The following is a 2668-nucleotide window of genomic DNA, read 5'->3' as shown; positions in this document are numbered from 1 at the left end:
GAGCACCTGCTCCTCGCCGGCGGGGTTGGCCAGCAGCTCCTTGGCCTTGGCCACCGTGAGCTCGTCGGGCGGCAGGTCGTCGGGCACGTTGGCCCGCACGGCCGCGCCGTCCCCGTCGGTGTCGGGGCCCGGCCCCTCGACGTACGGGCCGTAGCGGCCGACCCGCAGCACGATGCCGGAGTCCTCGCCGATCGGGAACGTCGCCAGCTCCTTGGCGTCGATGTCGCCGAGCTCGTTGACCAGCGTCTTGAGCCCCTCGACGTCGCCGGAGCCGTAGTAGAACTCGCCCAGCTCGGTCTTGCGGTCGCGGCGACCTCCGGCGATGTCGTCGAGCACGTCCTCCATGAGGGCGGTGAACTCGTAGGAGATCTGCCGCGGGAAGTGCTCCTCCAGCAGCCGCACCACCGAGAAGGCGAGCCAGGCCGGCACCAGCGCCGAGCCCTTCTTGTAGACGTAGCCGCGGTTGACGATGGTGCCCATGATCGAGGCGTACGTCGACGGGCGGCCGATCTCGCGCTCCTCGAGCTCCTTGATCAGGGTGGGCTCGGTGTAGCGGGCCGGGGGCTTCGTCTCGTGTCCCGCGGCGGAGACCGAGGCCGCCGAGATGGCCTCGCCCTGCTCCAGGTCGGGCAGGCGGGTCTCCTGGTCGTCGCGTGCCGAGGCGGCGTCGTCGGTGCCCTCGACGTACGCCTTCAGGAAGCCGTGGAAGGTGATGACGCGACCGCTGGCGCCGAAGACGACGTCCTCGCCGGTCGCCGCGGCGCCGCCGATGCGGATCGAGACGGTGTGGCCGGTGGCGTCCTTCATCTGCGAGGCGACGGTGCGCATCCAGATCAGCTCGTAGAGCCGGAACTGGTCGCCGGTCAGCCCGGTCTGGGCCGGGGTGCGGAACGAGTCGCCGGCGGGCCGGATCGCCTCGTGCGCCTCCTGCGCGTTCTTGACCTTGGACGCGTAGACGCGGGGGCTGTCGGGGACGTACTCCGCGCCGTACAGCTCGCGGACCTGGTCGCGGGCCGCGCCGACCGCGGCGCTGGACAGCGTCGTGGAGTCGGTACGCATGTAGGTGATGTAGCCGCCCTCGTAGAGGCGCTGGGCGACCGACATCGTCACGCTCGAGCTCATCCCGAGCTTGCGGCCGGCCTCCTGCTGGAGGGTGGTGGTGCGGAACGGGGCGTACGGCGAGCGGCGGTAGGGCTTGGACTCGACCGAGCGGACCTCGTACGTCGTGTCCTCCAGCGCGGCGGCCAGCGCCTCGGCGCGGCTGCGGTCGAGGTGCACGATGTCGGACTTCTTGATCTGCCCGTCGGGGCCGAAGTCGGAGCCGCGGGCCACGCGGGCGCCGTCGACGGAGTGCAGCTTGGCCGGGAACATCCGCTGCTCGTGCGAGCTGCCCGCGTCGAAGGTGCCCTCGAGGTCCCAGTAGGACGCGACCCGGAAGCGCATCCGCTCCCGCTCGCGGTCGACCACCAGGCGGGTCGCCACCGACTGGACGCGACCGGCGGAGAGGCCGGACATGACCTTCTTCCACAGCACCGGGCTGACCTCGTAGCCGTAGAGGCGGTCGAGGATGCGGCGGGTCTCCTGCGCCTCGACGAGGTGCATGTCGAGCTCGCGCGGGCTCTCGGCGGCGGCCAGGATCGCCGGCTTGGTGATCTCGTGGAAGACCATCCGCTTGACCGGGATGCCCTTCGGGTCGAGCTCGTCGAGCAGGTGCCAGGCGATGGCCTCGCCCTCGCGGTCCTCATCGGTGGCGAGGTAGAGCTCGTCGGCGTCCTTGAGGAGCTTCTTGAGCTTGGAGATGTGGCTCTTCTTGTCGCGCGGCACGACGTAGTAGGGCTCGAAGTCGTGGTCGACGTCCACAGCGAGACGACCCCACGGCTTGTCCTTGATCTTGGCCGGGGTGTCCGCCGCGTTGTTGGGCAGGTCCCGGATGTGACCGATGGACGACTCGACGACATACCCGCTGCCGAGGTAGCCGCCGATCATCTGCGCCTTCTTGGGCGACTCGACGATGACGAGCTTGTGTGCCACGTGATTCCTGCTTCCTGATTCGGTGATGCGCCGCAACCGTAGCGCTCCGGCGCGACAACACCAGCCGGCACGGCCGTCGGCGGGCACCGGTCGGGCGTACGACGCCCGTGCCGAGGGGTGGGAACGGTCAGGACCCGGGGCGCGACAAGAAGCCCTCTGCCACCAGCTCGTCGGCCGCCGCCAGCACCTCACGACGTACGTCGTCCATGTCGCGCTCGAGGATCTGCGCGAGGGCACCGACGATCTGTCCGACCGACAGGTCGCCGTCGCAGGCCCCCACGAAGGCCGCCTCGAGGGTGTCCACCCGGCGCGCGCGACGCAGCCCCCGCTGCTGGCGCAGCACGATGGTGGCGGGGTCCTCGGCTCCCGGACTCCCCTGGGTCTCCTGCACCAGGTCGGCCCCCGCGACGAGCCGGTCGTCGTCGGCGACCCGAGCACCCAGCGCGGCACTCCAGGCGGAGATGGCCGGACCGATGGGTTGCTCGACCTCGTAGGGCCAGTCGAGGAGCTGGTGGCGTCCCGCACCGGTGCGTCGCAGGTTGAGCCAGCCGAACCCGACGCCCTCGATGCCCTGCTCGTCGAACCACGACAGCCACGTGTCGTAGCGGCGGACGTAGTCGTCGCCGCCGTGCAGCCC

The 2668-nt window shown here is 70.7% G+C and carries 2 protein-coding genes; both read right to left on the bottom strand.

What is annotated here, in order from left to right:
• Positions 1-2031 (bottom strand): type I DNA topoisomerase (topA, locus tag ACXJKL_RS18970; protein ID WP_457208559.1); only part of this gene is annotated, 2031 nt, incomplete at its 3' end.
• A gap of 127 nt (positions 2032-2158) precedes the next feature.
• Positions 2159-2668, bottom strand: a 510-nt coding sequence (locus ACXJKL_RS18965) for a PqqD family protein (protein ID WP_457208558.1), incomplete at its 5' end; no start/stop codon positions are given.

It is taken from the genome of Nocardioides sp. P5_C9_2, assembly GCF_054049555.1.
Note: the sequence above shows the minus strand (reverse complement) of the source record. Positions and strands in the feature narration are given on the sequence as shown.